We start from the raw sequence: 16,067 nt of genomic DNA on the forward strand, positions 1-16,067 counted from the left end.
TGCCGTGGCCATCCCCCAGAGCTTCATCCAGGAACTGCTCTCCCGTGTTGACATCGTGGAGGTGGTGGGGCGCTATGTGCAGCTCAAGAAAGGCGGGGCCAATTTCATGGGGCTGTGCCCCTTCCACGGGGAAAAATCGCCGTCGTTCAGCGTGAGCCCCACCAAGCAGTTCTTCCACTGCTTCGGCTGCGGCAAACATGGCAACGCCGTTGGGTTTCTGATGGAGCACACCGGTGTGGGCTTTGTGGAGGCCGTCAAGGACCTGGCCCAGCAGGTGGGCCTGCAGGTGCCCGAGGAAGACATCTCGCCGCAGGACCGCGCACGCGCGGCAGCGCAGCGGCAGAAGCAGACGACGCTGACCGACGTGCTGGAGAAGGCTGCCGAGGCCTACCGCCAGCAGTTGCGCCAGGCGCCGCGCGCCATCGAATACTTCAAGGGACGCGGGCTGTCGGGCCAGATCGCCAAGACCTTCGGACTGGGCTACGCCCCGGAGGGCTGGCGCTTCCTTTCCACAGTATTCCCCGACTACCAGAGCCCGCTGCTGGTGGAGGCGGGGCTGGTGATCGCCTCCGACAACCAGCCCGAGGAAAGCAGCGCGCAGGATGCGCGCGAGGGCAAGCGCTACGACCGCTTCCGCGACCGGGTGATGTTCCCCATACGCAACGTCAAGGGCGAATGCATCGGCTTTGGGGGCCGCGTGCTCGACAAGGGCGAGCCCAAGTACCTGAATTCCCCGGAGACACCGGTATTCAGCAAGGGCCACGAGCTCTACGGGCTGTTCGAGGCACGCACGGCCATCCGGCAGGAAGGCTACGTGCTGGTGACAGAAGGCTACATGGACGTGGTGGCGCTGGCGCAACTGGGCTTCGGCAACGCCGTGGCGACCCTGGGCACCGCCTGCACCGCTGACCACGTGCGCAAGCTGTTCCGTTTCAGTGAGGCGGTGGTTTTCAGCTTCGACGGTGACGCCGCGGGGCGCCGTGCCGCGCGCAAGGCACTTGAAGCCGCCCTGCCCTGGGCCACCGACACGCGCTCCATCAAGTTCCTGTTCCTGCCACCCGAGCACGACCCGGACAGCTACATCCGCGCCCATGGCACCGAGGCATTTGCCCAGTGCGTCAAAGAAGCCATGCCGCTGAGCCGGTTTCTGCTGGAGGTGGCGGCCACCGATTGTGACCTGGACACCGCCGAGGGCCGGGCCCGCATGGCCAGCCAGGCCCAGCCCTTGTGGACAGCAATGCCGGATGGCGCCTTGAAGCGGCAGTTGCTGGGCGAGCTGGCCGATGGCGTGGGACTGGACGCGCGCGAACTGGCCCAGCTGTGGCAGGCACACCCCGGCAAGCCGACCCGGGGCGCCAAACCGGCTGCGGCGGCGCACGATGCTGCTCCATCCCCCTATCCCTATGCCGAACCCGGTCACTCCGGCGAGCCGGCGGCACGCCAGAAGCGCTGGACGCCCCGCCCTGCCCCATCCTGGCGCAGGCCCACGGCACGCGGCCTGCTGGGCCGGGCAGACAGGGTGGCGCGCATCGTGCTGACGAACGCCCACGCCTGGGACTGGCTGAGCGCCGACGACCACCACCTGCTGGGCCACGAACCGCCACCGCACGGCCCACTCTTTGCCTGGCTCGAAACGCAGTGGCACGAACACGGCCCACAACCGTGGGCAGCACTGCGTGAAGCGCTGCGCGGCCAGCCGTTCGAGGCGCTGGCCGTGGATCTCAACGCCAGCGGCATTGCCCTGGAACGCTCGAGCGAAGAGGAAGCGTCACCGGAAAGCGCGCCACCCACCGAGGACGAACTGCGCCGCGAGTTGCGCGAATTGCTGCGGCGCATGCACATAGAAAACCTGAAACACCGCGAGACCGAACTGATCGCGCAGGCCGCGAGCGACCCGGACGCCATGCGGCTCTACAAGGAAGTGCACGAGCAGCGCAAGGCCCTGGAAGCCGGGAACTGAGCGGCACTGGTATAATCCAAAGCTTTGCCACGCAAGCGCGACAGCAGCACCTCCGGACCGGCCAACACCCAAGAACGGGTATATGGGGAACGCCCCCAGGCCATGGCCACAGCCGCCACCCCGCAAGGACTGCACACCAAATGTTCGCCCTCACAGCTTGCGCACTCACCCTGGGTGCAGGGGTGGGTCACCCGTTCCTAGTGGGCGGGTTCAGCGTCGTGACACCGTTGTGAATCCCGTTTAACCGCCGAGGTGCCAGACCACCTGGGCAGAAAGCGCCGTCCGTGAGCACCAAGAAAACGTCCGCCAAGTCCAAAGCCGCCGAACAGGACCTGCCCGAGCAGGAACTGGAGGCTGCAGCCACCCCGAAGAAAAAAACCACCCGGGCCGCCAAGGCCAGCGCCGAAGACAAGCCCGCCAAGGCTGCCAAGCCAGCCGCCAAGCGTGGCCGCAAGCCCAAGGCTGCGGCATCTGCGGCCAAGAGCGAAGCCGACTTCGACGATGCCGACCTGAGCGACATTGATGAAGACCTGGGCGAGGAAGAACCTGCGGTCGAGGAAGCCGTTGCGGAGCCCGTTGAAAAGGTCAAGCCGCTGCGCATGAAGATCAGCAAGGCCAAGGAACGGGCCTTGATGAAGGAATTCGGTCTGGACGACACGGTGCTGACCGAAGAGGAAGCCAAGCTGCGCCGGGAACGGCTGAAGACGCTGATCAAGCTGGGCAAGACGCGCGGCTACCTGACGCACGGCGAGATCAACGACCACCTGCCCGACAAACTGGTAGAAGCCGAGACCCTGGAAGTGGTGGTTTCGCTGCTCAACGACATGGGCGTGGCCGTGTACGAACAGACGCCCGACGCCGAGACGCTGCTGCTATCCAGCACCGGGCCCACCGCCGCGACCGAAGAGGAAGCGGAAGAGGAAGCCGAAGCCGCCCTGTCCACCGTGGACAGCGAATTCGGCCGCACCACCGACCCCGTGCGCATGTACATGCGCGAGATGGGCACGGTGGAACTGCTGACCCGCGAGGGCGAGATCGAGATCGCCAAGCGCATCGAAGGCGGCCTCAACGAGATGATGGCCGCGATCTCCGAATCGCCCGCCACCATCAACGAGATCCTCACCATGGCCGAGGAAATCCGCGAGGGCAAGGTGGTGATCTCCACCATCGTGGACGGCTTTGCCGACGCAGACGAGGCCGATGACTATGTGGCCGAGGAAGACTTCGACGATTACGACGAAGCCGACGATGACGACGGCAAGGGCGGCTCCAAGGCGCTGACGCGCAAGATGGAAGAACTCAAGCGCGAGGCTCTGAGCCGCTTCGACGCCATGCGGGACCTCTTCGAGAAGCTGCACAAGATCTACGACCGCGAGGGTTACGGCACGGCCAACTACCTCAAGACACAGCAGGCGCTGACCGACAAGCTGATGACCATCCGCTTCACGGCCAAGGCCATTGAGAAGCTGTGCGACACCGTGCGCCAGCAGGTGGACGGCGTGCGCAAGAAGGAACGCGAACTGCGCCGCATCATCGTGGACAAGTGCGGTATGCCGCAAGAAAAGTTCGTGGCCGACTTCCCGCCCAACCTGCTCAACCTGCAGTGGGTGGAAAAGCAAGCTTCCGCCGGCAAGCCCTGGAGCGCCGTGATGGGCCGCAACATTCCGCCCATCCAGGAACTGCAGCAGCACCTCATCGACCTGCAGGCCAGCGTGGTGGTGCCGCTGGAACACCTGAAAGACATCCACAAGCGCATGAACGCGGGCGAGCGCATGTCGCGCGACGCCAAGAAGGAGATGATCGAGGCCAACCTGCGCCTGGTGATCTCCATCGCCAAGAAGTACACCAACCGCGGCCTGCAGTTCCTGGACCTGATCCAAGAGGGCAACATTGGCCTGATGAAGGCGGTGGACAAGTTCGAATACCGTCGCGGCTACAAATTCTCGACCTACGCGACGTGGTGGATCCGCCAGGCCATCACCCGCTCGATCGCCGACCAGGCGCGCACCATTCGCATCCCGGTTCATATGATCGAGACGATCAACAAGATGAACCGCATCTCGCGCCAGCACCTGCAGGAATTCGGTTTCGAGCCGGACGCCTCCATCCTGGCTGAGAAGATGGACATGCCCGAGGACAAGATCCGCAAGATCATGAAGATCGCCAAGGAGCCCATCTCCATGGAAACGCCGATCGGCGACGACGACGATTCGCACCTGGGCGATTTCATCGAGGACAGTGCCAACACTGCCCCGATGGATGCGGCCATGCAGGCTGGCCTGCGCGAGGTGGTCAAGGAAATTCTTGACACCCTGACGCCGCGCGAAGCCAAGGTGCTGCGCATGCGCTTCGGCATCGAGATGTCCACCGACCACACGCTGGAAGAAGTGGGCAAGCAGTTCGACGTGACGCGTGAGCGCATCCGCCAGATCGAAAGCAAGGCGGTGCGCAAGCTCAAGCACCCGAGCCGTTCGGACAAGCTGCGCAGCTTCATCGACTCGCTGTGACCAGCTGACTGGCGCGCCAACAAGAACGGGAGTCTTGGGCTCCCGTTTTTTTTAACTGCACACTAGCCTTGACGTTCGTTCATCCATTGTTCGAACAACTCGGCCGTCATGGGTTTTCCCAAGCAGTAACCCTGGCCATAGTTGCAGCCAATCTGCGTGAGCAGTTCCCTTTGCTGCGGCGTCTCCACGCCTTCTGCCACGACCTCCATGCCAAGTGCCTGGGCCATGCCGACAACGGCCTTGCACAGGGCCAGACTGCGTTCATCGCTAACCACGCCCTGGACGAAAACTTTGTCGATCTTCAACAGTTGAATATCGAACTGCAACAGATAGGACATGGCGGAATAGCCGGTTCCGAAATCGTCGATGGCGATTCTCAAGCCAGCTTGGCGGAACTCTTTCAAGCGCTCTCGCACTCGGTCTGTGGGCTGCAGCAGCACGCCTTCGGTGATTTCGATGGTGATCGCCTCCCCGGGTAGACCAAGGGCCTTCAGATGCTCTGCGAGGCGCAGCGCGCGATCAGCGGGCCGCGCCACCTGCATGGGGGACTTGTTGATTGCCAGGCCAAAGTCTGGAAGCGTGCCACTCCTCCAGCGCGCCAGTTGGCGCGTGGCTTCGACCAGCACCCAATCACCCAATTCGTTGATCCAGCCCGAAGACTCGGCAATCGGAATGAATTCGGCGGGCGAAATGTGCCCCAGCACGGGGTGATTCCAGCGCAGAAGCACTTCGGCTTTGACGGTACGTCCATCGCGCAAATCGACCACCGGCTGGTAAACGAGGTAGAGCTGTTCCGTGTAGAGGGCCTGGCGCAGGTCGGCACCCAGACGCATCTTGCGTTGCGCCTCGGCCTCCAGGTTTGCCGTGTAGAAGCTGAAGCGGTTGCGCCCTAGCCGCTTGGCGTGGTACATGGCCTGGTCGGCGTATTTGAACAGGTCGTCCAACTGAAGCCCGTCACCAGGAAACAGGGCAATGCCAATGCTCGCAGTAACAAACACCGTTTCTTCGTTCAGCACAAAGGGCTCGGCCACGGTGGAGAGGATCTTCTGCGCGACCTCTGCCGCAAGAATGGGCTGGTAGAGGTTGCTGAGCACGATGGCAAACTCGTCACCTCCAAGGCGAGCCACCACGTCGGAGCCGCGAAGGGCGTGCTGCAGGCGCCGCCCGACCTCCTTGACCAGCTCGTCGCCATACGCGTGACCCAAGGTATCGTTCACCTCTTTGAAGTGATCCAGATCAAGCAGCATGAGTGCGAGCATGCTCTTTGACCGTTCGGCATGGACTTTCGCCTGGTCCCAGCGCACCCTCATATGCCGCCTGTTGGGCAAGCCGGTCAGGGAGTCAAAATTGGCTTGCTGCCAGATGATCGATTCGCGCTGTTTATGTTCGGTGATGTCGTGAGAGATGCCAAACGTCCCGATGATGTCACCCTGGGGACCGCGCAGCGGGAGCTTGGTCGACAGATTCCAGCTTTCACGCCCATCACCCCACTTCTCGTGATGCAGCTGGCTGTAAACCCCCTGAGCGGTTTCCATGATCCGCCGCTCTTCGGCAGCGGTCTGTGCCGCGTGCTCTGCCGAATAAAAGTCGGCGTCGCTCTTGCCTATGGCTTCTTCGGGGTTGTTCAGGCCGTAGCGACGCGCCAGGCTCGGGTTGATGCGAATGAAGCGGGACTGATGGTCCTTGAAATAGACCTGATCAGGAATGTTGTCGATCAACGCCAGCAGAAGGTCGTGCTCGTAGGCAGCCTCGCGGCGCAGTTCGTAGGTTTCGGTGACATCGTTCCAGTGGACGACGACGCCTTGCTTGACGTCATCGACGATGAAGTCGTGCGCACGACGACGGAGCCAACGCCCACCGCGTGTGCGGAAATGGACTTTTTCGCCCAGATGGGCATCCAGCACCCGGACAAAGAAGCGATCTTTGGATAGCTCGGGTTCGTCAATCTGTGCCAGCACTGTGTCAGTCAACTCATCCAGAGTGAAGCGCGATATCTGCTCATCGGTCAAACCCCATATTGCCAGATAGCGCTGGTTCCAAATCCACGGGCGACCCTTCATGTCAAGCACGATCACGCCATCAGGATTGGATTCAATCAGAGCCGCACAATCTTTTAAATTGATACTTTTTCGTATCATTTGCTATGTAATCATGAGAATTTCACAATTACACGCCATATTTAATCTATAGAAAGTATTTTTTAGAATAACCGAGCGCGACAGTGGGTATACCTACACCGCCTTACGGCGGGTAAGCACCCCACGACAACAGGTGCTTCAGGCCAGCGTTTCCAGCGCCAGCACGCCCGTGGCGGTGTTGGAGATGGGAATGTGGTAATTGCTGTGCACCTTGCGCACGCCCGCGCCAGCTGTGGTGAGCGCGCCACGCATGGCCAGCCACATCAGAAGCTCGACGCCCTGGGTGCCTGCCTTTTCCACCAGTTCCAGGTCGCTGAACTGGGTGGCCCATTCGGGGTTGGACACCATGCTTTCCAGGAACTGCTGGTCGAACGCTTTGTTGATGAAACCAGCGCGTTCGCCCTCGAGCTGGTGGCTCAGGCCGCCCGTGGCCATCACCGCCACACGCTTGTCGCTGTCCCAGGACTGGATGGCTTCGCCCACGGCCTTGCCCAGCTTGTACACACGCTTGGCGGTGGGCAGCGGGAACTGCACGGTGTTGATGTCAATGGGGACAATCTGCACAGGAGCCACGGCGTCGTTCGGCCAGAAGAGCTTGAGCGGCAGCGTGCAAGCATGGTCCACCAGCATTTCCTGGCAGGTGACGATGTCGAATTCCTTGGCAATGAGCTGGTTGATGATGTGCCAGGACAACTCGGGGCAGCCTGCCACCGGCGGCATCGTGGGAATGCCCCAGCCTTCGTCGGCGTTGTTGTACTCGGCCGCAGCGCCCACGGCAAAAGTGGGCATCTTGTCGAGGAAGAAGTTGAGGCCGTGGTCGTTGTAGAAGACCACGAGCACGTCGGGCTTGACCTTGCCCAACCAATCGTGGATGGGTGGGAAGCCGTCGAAGAAGGGCTTCCAGTAGGGATCGTTCTGCAGACCCTTGGCGATGGCGCCGCCAATGGCGGGGATATGGGACGTGGCCAGGCCACCGATGAGTTGTGCCATGTGTGTGCTCCTGCTGTTTACTTTTGTGCGGCAGCTTGCCAGTCGGGTTGCTGGTTGGCGGCCACCAGCTTGGCCATGAAGGCTTCCTTGGTGGTGCCTGTCTGCTGGGCGCCAATGTCTTGCATGTTCAGCCCGAAGATGCCTGCGAACTTGGCCAGATAGTAGGCGTTGCCGCCTGCGTCCAGCAGCGCCAGCACCTGCTTGGAGCGGATGGCAGCAGCCTGCTCCTCGGTCAGTTGGTACTTTTTCATGTAGGCCTCGGGGTCGGCCACGAAGGCCTCGCGGTTGGCCTTGTCGTTGAAAGAGAAGCACATCTTGTTCAGGGCGTAGCCCTTCTTGGCCATGTCGCCGTCGAACGGCGTGGTGCCCGGAATGGTGAGGGGCGCGGTGGTCACGTTTGGCTCCTTGCGGTTGGTGTGTGTTGGCCGCGAAGTATTCCGAAACGTTTGACCAAGATAAACAGATGAATCATCATATGACTCATGAGTAAATTCGATTGGTCAGATTTGGATGCCAACCTGCTGCGCCTGCTGGTAACGGTGGTGGAGGCGGGTTCGGTGACGGGTGCGGCGCAGCGACTGGGGGTGACGCAGTCGGCGGTGAGCCACCTGCTGGACAAGTTGCGTGAGATCGTGGGCGACCCGCTGTTCGTGAAATCGGGCCGGGGGATTGTGGCCACGGCACGTGCCGAGGCGCTGGCACCGCAAGCGCGCGAGTTACTGGCAGCGCTGGAGCGTTTCGCCATGTCGGGTGCGTTTGACCCTGCGCGCTGGGAAACCAATTTCACCATCGCCGCCAACGACTTCCAGCGCGATGTGCTGCTGCCCTCGCTCATGGCCCGCCTGCGCCAGGCGGCGCCCGGCTTGAGCCTGCGGGTGATTCCATCGGACGTGCCCAGCCTGGAGATGCTGCGCCACGAGCACTGCCAGTTGGTGATCAGCCCGCGCCCGCCGGATGGCGCGGACATTGTGCAAAAGCGCCTGTTCGAGGATGAATACCGGGTGTTTTACGACCCCGCCGTGCGCCAGCCCCCCAGGGACGCCAGCGAATACCTGGCCGCCGACCACGCCACCGTGGTGTATGAGCCGCGCCGCTCGCTGGACCTGGACCAGTGGCTGGCCGCAAAGGGCGTGCAGCGGCGCTTTCGGGTGATGGTGCCGGGCTTTGCAGGGCTGCCGTCTTTTTTGCAGGGCAGCGACCTGCTGGCCACCGCGCCTGGCCTGCTGCGCCTGCACCTGCTGCGCGGGCTGGCCTGCGCGCCGGTGCCTGTGCCCTGCCCCGCCATGCCCATGTACCTGATCTGGCACATGCGGCACCAGCACGACCCGGCCCACCGCTGGCTGCGCGGTGAACTGGAGGCGCTGGTGCCGCAGGCTGTCAGCCCTGCGCTCGGTGCGCCTGCCGGTACTGCTGTGGGCTGAGGCCGGTGCGGCGCTTGAAGAAACGCGAGAAGTAGGCCGGGTCGTCGAAGCCCAGCTCACCCGCCAGACTGGCCGCAGGCGCTGCGATGTAGACGAGGCGGCGGCAGGCCTCGCGGGTCAGGCGTTCGTGCACCAGTTCCAGCGCGCTGCGGCCGCTTTCGGCACGCACCAGCCGATTGAGACGCTGGGTGGACAGGCCCAGGCGCGAGGCGTAACGCTCCAGCGGCCAGTGTTCCAGAAAGTGCTGCTCCACCAGCAGCAGGAAGCGCGTGAACAGCGCCTGATGGCGATGTGCCCGTTCGCCCTGCCCGGCCTGGCGCCCCTGGGCGCTGGCCTGCGACAGCCGCCACACCACGGCACGCGCCAGCCATAGCACCACCGGCGAGTCCCCCGAGCCGGGCCAGAGGAACTCCTGCGTCAGCTCGCGGAACAGCGCGTCGAGCCGCTGCGTCACACCGTCCTGCGGCGTAAAGTGCAAGATGCCTGGCGCAGCAAACAACACGCGGAAGGCTTCGCCCACCGACTGGAACTCGCCTTCGACCAGAAAACGGGCGCTCAGCGTCAACACCAGACCATCGGTATCGGGTGCAAAGCGAAAACCGTGCACCACCCCCGGCGGCACCACGATGGCGGCGGGCCCTGTCACCTCGGCATGCCATTCGTCCAGCGCCACCTGGGCCTGGCCGCGGTAGAGCCAGAGCACCTGGTACAGGCCGTGGTGAACGTGCGGCTGGATCTCCCAGTGGTAGAGGCGGCTGCGGGACTGCACCTCTTCGATATGCAGCATTTCCTGCCCCAGCGTGGCGGCTTCGCCATAGAGGGCAAAGCTGGGAATGGCCGAGCCTAGGCGATGTGTGGGTGCAGAGGCTGGGATTGGCATGCCGAAATCAACTTGATCGAAAAGTACAAGCTTTGACCACGATTATTGCAGTGTCTTTGTGCGCTGGCGAGCCTACAGTTCGTCGTCGCGAACCACTCACGGAGACAACGCATGACGCCTTTCAGCTTCGACCCCTATTCCCCCGCCGTTGACGCGGACCCCTTCCCCTACTACAAGCGCCTGCGCGACGAGTTCCCCTGCTTCTGGAGTTCCGAAGCGCAGATGTGGGTGCTGTCGCGCTACGCCGACATCGTGACCGCCGGGCAGGACTGGCAGACCTATTCCAGCGCCAGCGGCAACCTGATGACAGAATTGCCCGGCCGCGCCGGAGCCACCCTGGGCAGCTCCGACCCACCGCGCCACGACCGCCTGCGCGGCCTGATCCAGCACGCCTTCATGAAGCGCAACCTGCTGGCCTTGGAAGAACCCATCCGCGCCGTGGCGCAGCAGGTGTTCGGGCAATTGCAGGGCGTGAAACAGTTCGACTTCAAAGACGTGTCCTCCCAGTTCACGGTGAAGGTGCTGATGGCCGCGCTGGGCCTGCCCATGGGCGACGAGGCCATCGTGGACGAGCAGACCGTGCGCGACAACGCCGTGCTGATGGTGCAGAGCGATTCGCGCACCCGCACCAAGGGCCCCGAGCACATTGCCGCCTACAACTGGATGCAGGACTACGCGAGCAAGGTCATCGCCATGCGCCGCGCCGACCCCCGCAACGACCTGATCAGCCACTTTGCCCAAGCCGAGATCGACGGCGACCGCCTGGACGAGCGCGAAGTGCTGCTGACCACGACCACGCTGATCATGGCGGGAGTGGAGTCGCTGGGCGGCTTCATGATGATGTTCGCCTACAACTTGGCAACCTTTGACGAGGCACGCCGTGCGGTGGTGGCCAACCCCGAGCTGTTGCCCGACGCGATCGAGGAAAGCCTGCGCTACAACACTTCGGCCCAGCGCTTCCGCCGCCGTCTGATGAAGGACGTGACGCTGCACGGCCAGACGATGAAGGAAGGCGATTTTGTGTGCCTGGCCTATGGCTCGGGCAACCGCGACGAGCGCCAGTTCCCCAACCCGGACGTGTACGACATCACCCGCAAGCCGCGCGGCCACCTGGGCTTTGGCGGCGGGGTGCACGCCTGCCTGGGAACGGCCATTGCCCGCCTGGCAGTGAAGATCGCCTTCGAGGAATTCCACAAGGTGGTGCCCGAGTACCGCCGCGTGGCCGACCAACTGCCCTGGATGCCTTCGTCCACCTTCCGCAGCCCGCTGGTGCTGCAACTGGCCGCAGGCTGAAACGCTACCCGAGACGAGGAAACGCCCATGACGAACATCACCTACGTAGAGGCCTCTGGCCAAGCCACCACCGTGTCCCTGCCCGATGGCTGGAACCTCATGCAGGGCGCCATCGCCAACGGCATTGAGGGCATTCTGGGCGAGTGCGGCGGCTCTTGCGCCTGTGCCACCTGTCACTGTTACGTGGACGAAGCCCGCCTGGGCGACCTGCCCCCGCCTTCGGAAAACGAGCTGGACATGCTGGCCAACGTGGCGGCAGAGCGCCGCCCCAACAGCCGCCTGGCCTGCCAGATCAAGGCGTCGCCGCTGCTGGAAGGGCTGATGCTGCAACTGCCCGAAACGCAGGAGTGACAGGGCCATGAGCGCGGACACCCCCACCCCAGAGAGCGTGGTGATCGTGGGCGCAGGCCAGGCTGGCGTGCAAACCGCCGAGGCCCTGCGCAGCGGCGGCTACACCGGCCCCATCACCCTGCTGGGTGATGAACCGCACGGCCCCTACCACCGCCCGCCTTTGTCCAAAGCCTGGCTGGCGGGCGAGATGGACGCCGCACAGCTGGTGATGCGTGCCCCCGAGATGCTGGCCCGCAAAGGCATAGACCTGCGCACCGGCGTGTGCGTGACCGCCATTGACCGTGCCGCACGCCACTTGCGCCTGGCCGATGGCAGCACCCTGCCCTACGGCGCTTTGGTACTGGCCACCGGTGCCACCCCGCGCACGTTGCCCCTGGCTGGGGGTGATGCCCCCGGCGTGCTGGCCCTGCGCGGCAAGGACGATGCCTCGGCCATTGCCGAGCGCATGGCCGCCTGCCTGGCAGCGCAGCAGCCGGTGGTGGTGATCGGCGGCGGCTTCATTGGCTTGGAGGTAGCCGCGACCGCCCGCAAGAAGGGTCTGGCCGTGACCGTGCTGGAAGCCGCACCGCGCCTGCTGGGCCGCGTGCTGGCGCCCATGCTGTCGGACTGGTACGCCGAACTGCACCGCAGCCATGGCGTGCAACTGGTGCTGGACGCGCGCATTGCCGCCATTGAAACGGCGGCCAGCGGCGAGGTAGCGGGTGTGCGGCTTGCCGATGGCACATTGGTGCCTGCCGGGCTGGTGGTGGTGGGCATAGGCGTGCAGGCCAACGACGGGTTGGCGCAGGCCGCCGGGCTGGCTTGCGAACGCGGCATTGTGGTGGACGCCTGCGGCCGCACCGGCGACGCGCACATCTTTGCCGCTGGCGACTGCACCGCCCGCCGCCTGACTGACGGCACGCTGCTGCGGCTGGAGTCGGTACAGAACGCCACCGAGCAGGGCAAAAGCGTGGCGGCCGCCGTGCTGGGACAGGAGCGCCCCTTCACCGCCACCCCGTGGTTCTGGAGCGACCAGTACGACAAGAAGCTGCAGATGGCGGGCCTCTCCGTCGGTGCGGACCGGTGGGCGGTGCGCGGCGACCTGGCCAGCGGCAGCTTCAGCGTCTACCACTTCCGGGGCGACAAACTGCTGGCCGTGGACAGCGTAAACGCCGCCAAGGACCACCTGCAGGCGCGCAAGCTGCTGGACGCCGGGGTATCACCCACTGCGGAGCAGGCCGCCGACAGCGCGTTTGACCTGGGAAGCCTGCTCACCCGCTGAGCCGCTCACAGCGGGCCGCATCCAGCGGTTGGCCCGCCTGCCGGAAGCCTTGCGCGGCCGCCTGGAAGCGGCGCAAGGCCGCAGGGCTGCCCGCCTTTCGGGCGGCTTCGATGTGCCCCAGCACCTCTTCGTGGGCGGCATGCCAGGCCGGCAGGCGCATGACCACATCGGCCAGATAGGCGCACTGTGCCTCGTGCTTCTGCGCCAGTTCCACTTCGCCCGCCCGGGCAGCTGCTATGGCAGCGGGCACGGCGAAGGTGATGCGGCAGCCGGGGCACGTTTCCAGCGGGCCGCGCACGGACTCGCTGGCGTCCTCCATCACGTGCAAGGCTGCGGCGGGGTCGTCGGCATGTAGGTTGATCCTCGTACCGTAGATGCGGTCCAGCAGGTGGAAGCCGATGTCGGTCTGGCGGGCAATGTCGAGCGCATCGTCGATAAGAGCCCGCGCTTCTTCACGCCTGCCCTCGTGCAGCGCCAGTTCTGCCAGGCGCTGCAACGACAGGGCCTCGCCCACGGGCCCGCTGATGGCGCGGTGCAGACGCGCCCCTTCACGCAGATGCTCTTTTGCCGAGGCGAGGTCCCCGGACAACAGTTCAGCCTCGCCACGCAAGGTGGTGCCAAAGGCCTGCCCGCGCGCGGCGCCCAGCCGCTGCGCTTCGGTGGCAATGGCGTCGGCGAAGGCAATCACCTCCGCGTAAGGCCGCGCGCCATACAGAAAACGCTGAGTGATGCAGAGGTGCCCGTCGAACACCCGCAAGGCCAGGTGGGGCACATGGCTGGTCTCGTGCAGGTCGGCCCAGACGCTGCGGTGCAGTTCGCCGCGCGCATGGGCAGCGGCGGCTTGCGCCCACGAGGCAATCACCAGCGAAGTGGTGTCCCCGGTTTCCAAGGCCAGCCTGCGCGCCACGGCTGATTTGGCGGTGCCCACGGCGGGGTCGGCCACGCCCAGGGCGGCTGCACCGCTCCACGCCAAGGCTTCGCACAAGCGCCCTTCTACCGATACGGGCTTCACCCCCTCCAGCGCCAGCAATGCCCCCTTCGGGTCGCCCAGCTTGACCTGGGCCAGCGCGGCCTTGGCCCGCAGGTCGTGGCTGTCGGGCGCGTTGGCCACGGACGCTGCCAGCCGATAGGCAAACAAGGCCGCAGGGTCGCCCTGCGCGTCCAACGCCTCGGCACGCAGGCGCAGGGCTTCGGGGTGTTGCGGCTCGCGTTCCAGCAGCGGCGCAAGCAGATGCAGGGCGTCCGCGAAGGCAGCCAGGCGCATGGCCTCGCGCGCACCCGCCAGCAGCCAGGGCACGGCCTCACGGGGTTGACCGCCTGCCAGCCAATGCCGCGCGACGGTGCCCGGCGCGGCGCCCAGATCGCTCAACAACGCCGCCAGCGCCCGGTGCATCTTCAGGCGCTGATGCGGAGGGATCTGCCCGATGAGGGCCTGCCGGACCAGTTCGTGTCGAAAGCGGTAACGCCCCTCTGCCACGACCAGCACGCCCGCCGCCAGCGCGGCATCAATGGCGGCAAAGGCAGGTGATTGCGCCAGAGCGGCCAAAGGCTCGAGGGTGGCGGGCTCCGCGCTGTCTCCGCAAACCGCCAGCCAGCCAAGAAACGCCTGCGCTGCCGCGTCAACGTCACACAGCCGCTGAGCAATCGCCTCTGCCGTGCTGGCGGGCATGGCCCCGCCAGCGCTGGCCGCCGCACAGCGCGCCAACTCTATGGCGGCAAACGGGTTGCCCTGCGCTGCCGACACGATGTGCACGAGCACATCGTCCGCCAACGGTGAGAGCGCCGAGCGCTCCACCAGGCGGCGCGACTCGTCGTCACCCAGCGGTTGAACATCCAGCAGTTGCAGAGCACCAGCGCGTTGCAGCCGACTGATGCCACACGCCAGCGCCGGGCCCTCTGGCGGCGGGCGCAAGGTCATCAGCAGACAGACCGGCGGCCCCGCCACGGCAAGCTGCATCAGCACGTCCACATCGGCGTCTTCAGCCAGGTGAACGTCGTCTGCGAGCAGCAGCAGGGGTGCGCTGTCGGCTGCCGCCATCAGCAAACGCCGGATGGCTCCGACCACCTGGTGACGCCCCAGCGGCCCGGGCAGCGGCTGGGCAGGCCCGGCCAGGGGGGTGAGCTGTGCCAGCACCGCACGGGCGGCGGCGCCGACACGGTCCAGCCGCTGGCGGTCATCCAGTATCAGGCGCTGTGCGAGTGCCGACACCAGCCCGTAGGTCTGCCCGACGGGCGACGCGTCCACGCGCACGGCTGACCAGCCGTGGCTGCGTGCCTGTTGTGCGGCCTCGCGGCACAGCGCGCTCTTGCCTATGCCTGCCGGGCCACACAGCGCAATGCCCCCAGGCCGCTCCAGGGCTGGCAACTGCAGCCACCTGGCAATCTGCGCCAGTTCCAGAGCGCGTCCCACGAAGACCGGGCCTGTGGCTGGCAAACCGGCAACGCAGCGGTCGTAAAGCGCCTGGGTCTGGGCATCGGGCGCAATGCCCAGTTCTTGCTGGAGAGCTTCGCGCAGGCGGGCGTACCAGTGCAGGGCCGCGGCACGGTTGCCTGCTTCAAGCGCCTGGCGCATCAGCACGCGGTGCGCTTCTTCGTCGGTGGGGTCGAACCGCGCCAGCCGCTCCCACTGGGCACCCGCACGCAGCAAATCCCTGCAACGCGCCCGCAGGCGCTCCCTGGCGGGCTCTGTCCATGCGTCGTAGCGCGACCCGGGCAGCAGGTCACCAGCGTAGAGGTCGGCAGCGTCTGCGCAGGCAGCGGCGTCGCGCAACTGCAAGGCCGCCAGTGCCGCTTGCTCAAAGGCGTCGGCGTCCACCTGTACGTCGCCGCATGGCCACAGCGCCAGCTCGTTGCCTTGCTGCGCAACGGCATCGTGCCGGCCCAGGGTCTGGCGCACGTTGTACAGGGCTTTGCGCAAGTTGGCCGCACCGGCTTCGGGGTCCAACTGCGGCCAAAGGGCGTCGATGACCAGGTCGCGCGATGCCCGGTACCTCGGCTGCAGACACAGCAGCTGCACCAGATGCGTGGCGCGGATGGCCGTCCAGCGATCACTTGGCAGGCCAACACCATCGACCGCCACCGCGAAACCGCCAAGCAGGCGCACGTCGAGCCGGGGGGGCGGTTCGGCGGCTTCCCGGGAAAGCACTGCGGCGTCCATGCGGCGCAGTATGTGCCTCGCCAGCCCCGCCAGCAAGTACCGTCCATCCCAGGAACACTCCAGGAACGCGCGGCTGCAATGCTGGCGTCAACAGGCCTGCAAATGCCGG

Annotated in this window: 11 protein-coding genes; 6 read left to right on the forward strand and 5 right to left on the reverse strand. The window is 65.3% G+C overall.

The features are described from left to right. Window positions 1-4 precede the first annotated feature (4 nt). Window positions 5-1,960 (forward strand): DNA primase, encoded by a 1,956-nt coding sequence (dnaG, locus tag ACYVHH_RS10420; protein WP_460565071.1) that lies wholly within the window; start codon window positions 5-7, stop codon window positions 1,958-1,960. A gap of 284 nt (window positions 1,961-2,244) precedes the next feature. Next, the gene (gene rpoD, locus ACYVHH_RS10425) at window positions 2,245-4,467 is read left to right on the forward strand and encodes an RNA polymerase sigma factor RpoD (protein ID WP_460565072.1); all 2,223 of its coding nucleotides are present in this window, start codon (window positions 2,245-2,247) and stop codon (window positions 4,465-4,467) included. Window positions 4,468-4,529: 62 nt separating this feature from the next. On the opposite strand, the gene ACYVHH_RS10430 is transcribed toward rpoD, so the two are convergent. The 3 genes from ACYVHH_RS10430 to ACYVHH_RS10440 form a co-directional block, all read right to left on the reverse strand. Further along, complete coding sequence (locus tag ACYVHH_RS10430) at window positions 4,530-6,605, reverse strand: putative bifunctional diguanylate cyclase/phosphodiesterase (protein WP_460565073.1); 2,076 nt, start codon at window positions 6,603-6,605, stop codon at window positions 4,530-4,532. A 138-nt stretch (window positions 6,606-6,743) separates the two neighbouring features. After that, window positions 6,744-7,595: a class III extradiol dioxygenase family protein gene (locus ACYVHH_RS10435; protein ID WP_460565074.1), complete on the reverse strand. Its 852-nt coding sequence runs from the start codon at window positions 7,593-7,595 to the stop codon at window positions 6,744-6,746. Window positions 7,596-7,612: 17 nt separating this feature from the next. Further along, window positions 7,613-7,990, reverse strand: a complete 378-nt coding sequence (locus tag ACYVHH_RS10440) for a protocatechuate 4,5-dioxygenase subunit alpha (protein ID WP_460565075.1) — start codon at window positions 7,988-7,990, stop codon at window positions 7,613-7,615. Window positions 7,991-8,077: 87 nt separating this feature from the next. Here ACYVHH_RS10440 and ACYVHH_RS10445 point away from each other — a divergent pair, with 87 nt between their 5' ends. Further along, window positions 8,078-9,016, forward strand: a complete 939-nt coding sequence (locus ACYVHH_RS10445; RefSeq protein WP_460565076.1) for a LysR family transcriptional regulator — start codon at window positions 8,078-8,080, stop codon at window positions 9,014-9,016. On the opposite strand, the gene ACYVHH_RS10450 is transcribed toward ACYVHH_RS10445, so the two are convergent. Further along, window positions 8,973-9,896, reverse strand: a complete 924-nt coding sequence (locus ACYVHH_RS10450; protein ID WP_460565077.1) for a helix-turn-helix domain-containing protein — start codon at window positions 9,894-9,896, stop codon at window positions 8,973-8,975. The genes ACYVHH_RS10445 and ACYVHH_RS10450 overlap by 44 nt on opposite strands. Before the next feature lie 111 nt (window positions 9,897-10,007). Between ACYVHH_RS10450 and ACYVHH_RS10455 the strand changes: the two genes are divergently transcribed. The 3 genes from ACYVHH_RS10455 to ACYVHH_RS10465 are packed head-to-tail and all read left to right on the forward strand — an operon-like array spanning window position 10,008 to window position 12,801. Further along, the gene (locus ACYVHH_RS10455) at window positions 10,008-11,189 is read left to right on the forward strand and encodes a cytochrome P450 (protein ID WP_460565078.1); all 1,182 of its coding nucleotides are present in this window, start codon (window positions 10,008-10,010) and stop codon (window positions 11,187-11,189) included. Between the two features lie 27 nt (window positions 11,190-11,216). After that, window positions 11,217-11,540, forward strand: a complete 324-nt coding sequence (locus ACYVHH_RS10460) for a 2Fe-2S iron-sulfur cluster-binding protein (protein WP_460565079.1) — start codon at window positions 11,217-11,219, stop codon at window positions 11,538-11,540. A gap of 7 nt (window positions 11,541-11,547) precedes the next feature. Beyond that, window positions 11,548-12,801 (forward strand): NAD(P)/FAD-dependent oxidoreductase, encoded by a 1,254-nt coding sequence (locus ACYVHH_RS10465; RefSeq protein ID WP_460565080.1) that lies wholly within the window; start codon window positions 11,548-11,550, stop codon window positions 12,799-12,801. Here the strand turns inward: ACYVHH_RS10465 and ACYVHH_RS10470 are convergent. Next, window positions 12,791-15,958 (reverse strand): AAA family ATPase, encoded by a 3,168-nt coding sequence (locus ACYVHH_RS10470; RefSeq protein ID WP_460565081.1) that lies wholly within the window; start codon window positions 15,956-15,958, stop codon window positions 12,791-12,793. The genes ACYVHH_RS10465 and ACYVHH_RS10470 overlap by 11 nt on opposite strands. Between the last annotated feature and the right edge of the window lie 109 nt (window positions 15,959-16,067).

The organism is Hydrogenophaga aquatica (assembly GCF_054780915.1).

Excerpts from the sequence above, each read along its gene's own strand:
- ACYVHH_RS10445 (WP_460565076.1), top strand. The coding sequence starts at position 8,078 with ATGAGTAAATTCGATTGGTCAGATTTGGATGCCAACCTGCTGCGCCTG.
- ACYVHH_RS10450 (WP_460565077.1), bottom strand. The coding sequence starts at position 9,896 with ATGCCAATCCCAGCCTCTGCACCCACACATCGCCTAGGCTCGGCCATT.
- ACYVHH_RS10460 (WP_460565079.1), top strand. The coding sequence starts at position 11,217 with ATGACGAACATCACCTACGTAGAGGCCTCTGGCCAAGCCACCACCGTG.
- ACYVHH_RS10430 (WP_460565073.1), bottom strand. The coding sequence starts at position 6,605 with ATGATACGAAAAAGTATCAATTTAAAAGATTGTGCGGCTCTGATTGAA.
- ACYVHH_RS10470 (WP_460565081.1), bottom strand. The coding sequence starts at position 15,958 with ATGGACGCCGCAGTGCTTTCCCGGGAAGCCGCCGAACCGCCCCCCCGG.
- ACYVHH_RS10455 (WP_460565078.1), top strand. The coding sequence starts at position 10,008 with ATGACGCCTTTCAGCTTCGACCCCTATTCCCCCGCCGTTGACGCGGAC.
- ACYVHH_RS10435 (WP_460565074.1), bottom strand. The coding sequence starts at position 7,595 with ATGGCACAACTCATCGGTGGCCTGGCCACGTCCCATATCCCCGCCATT.
- ACYVHH_RS10465 (WP_460565080.1), top strand. The coding sequence starts at position 11,548 with ATGAGCGCGGACACCCCCACCCCAGAGAGCGTGGTGATCGTGGGCGCA.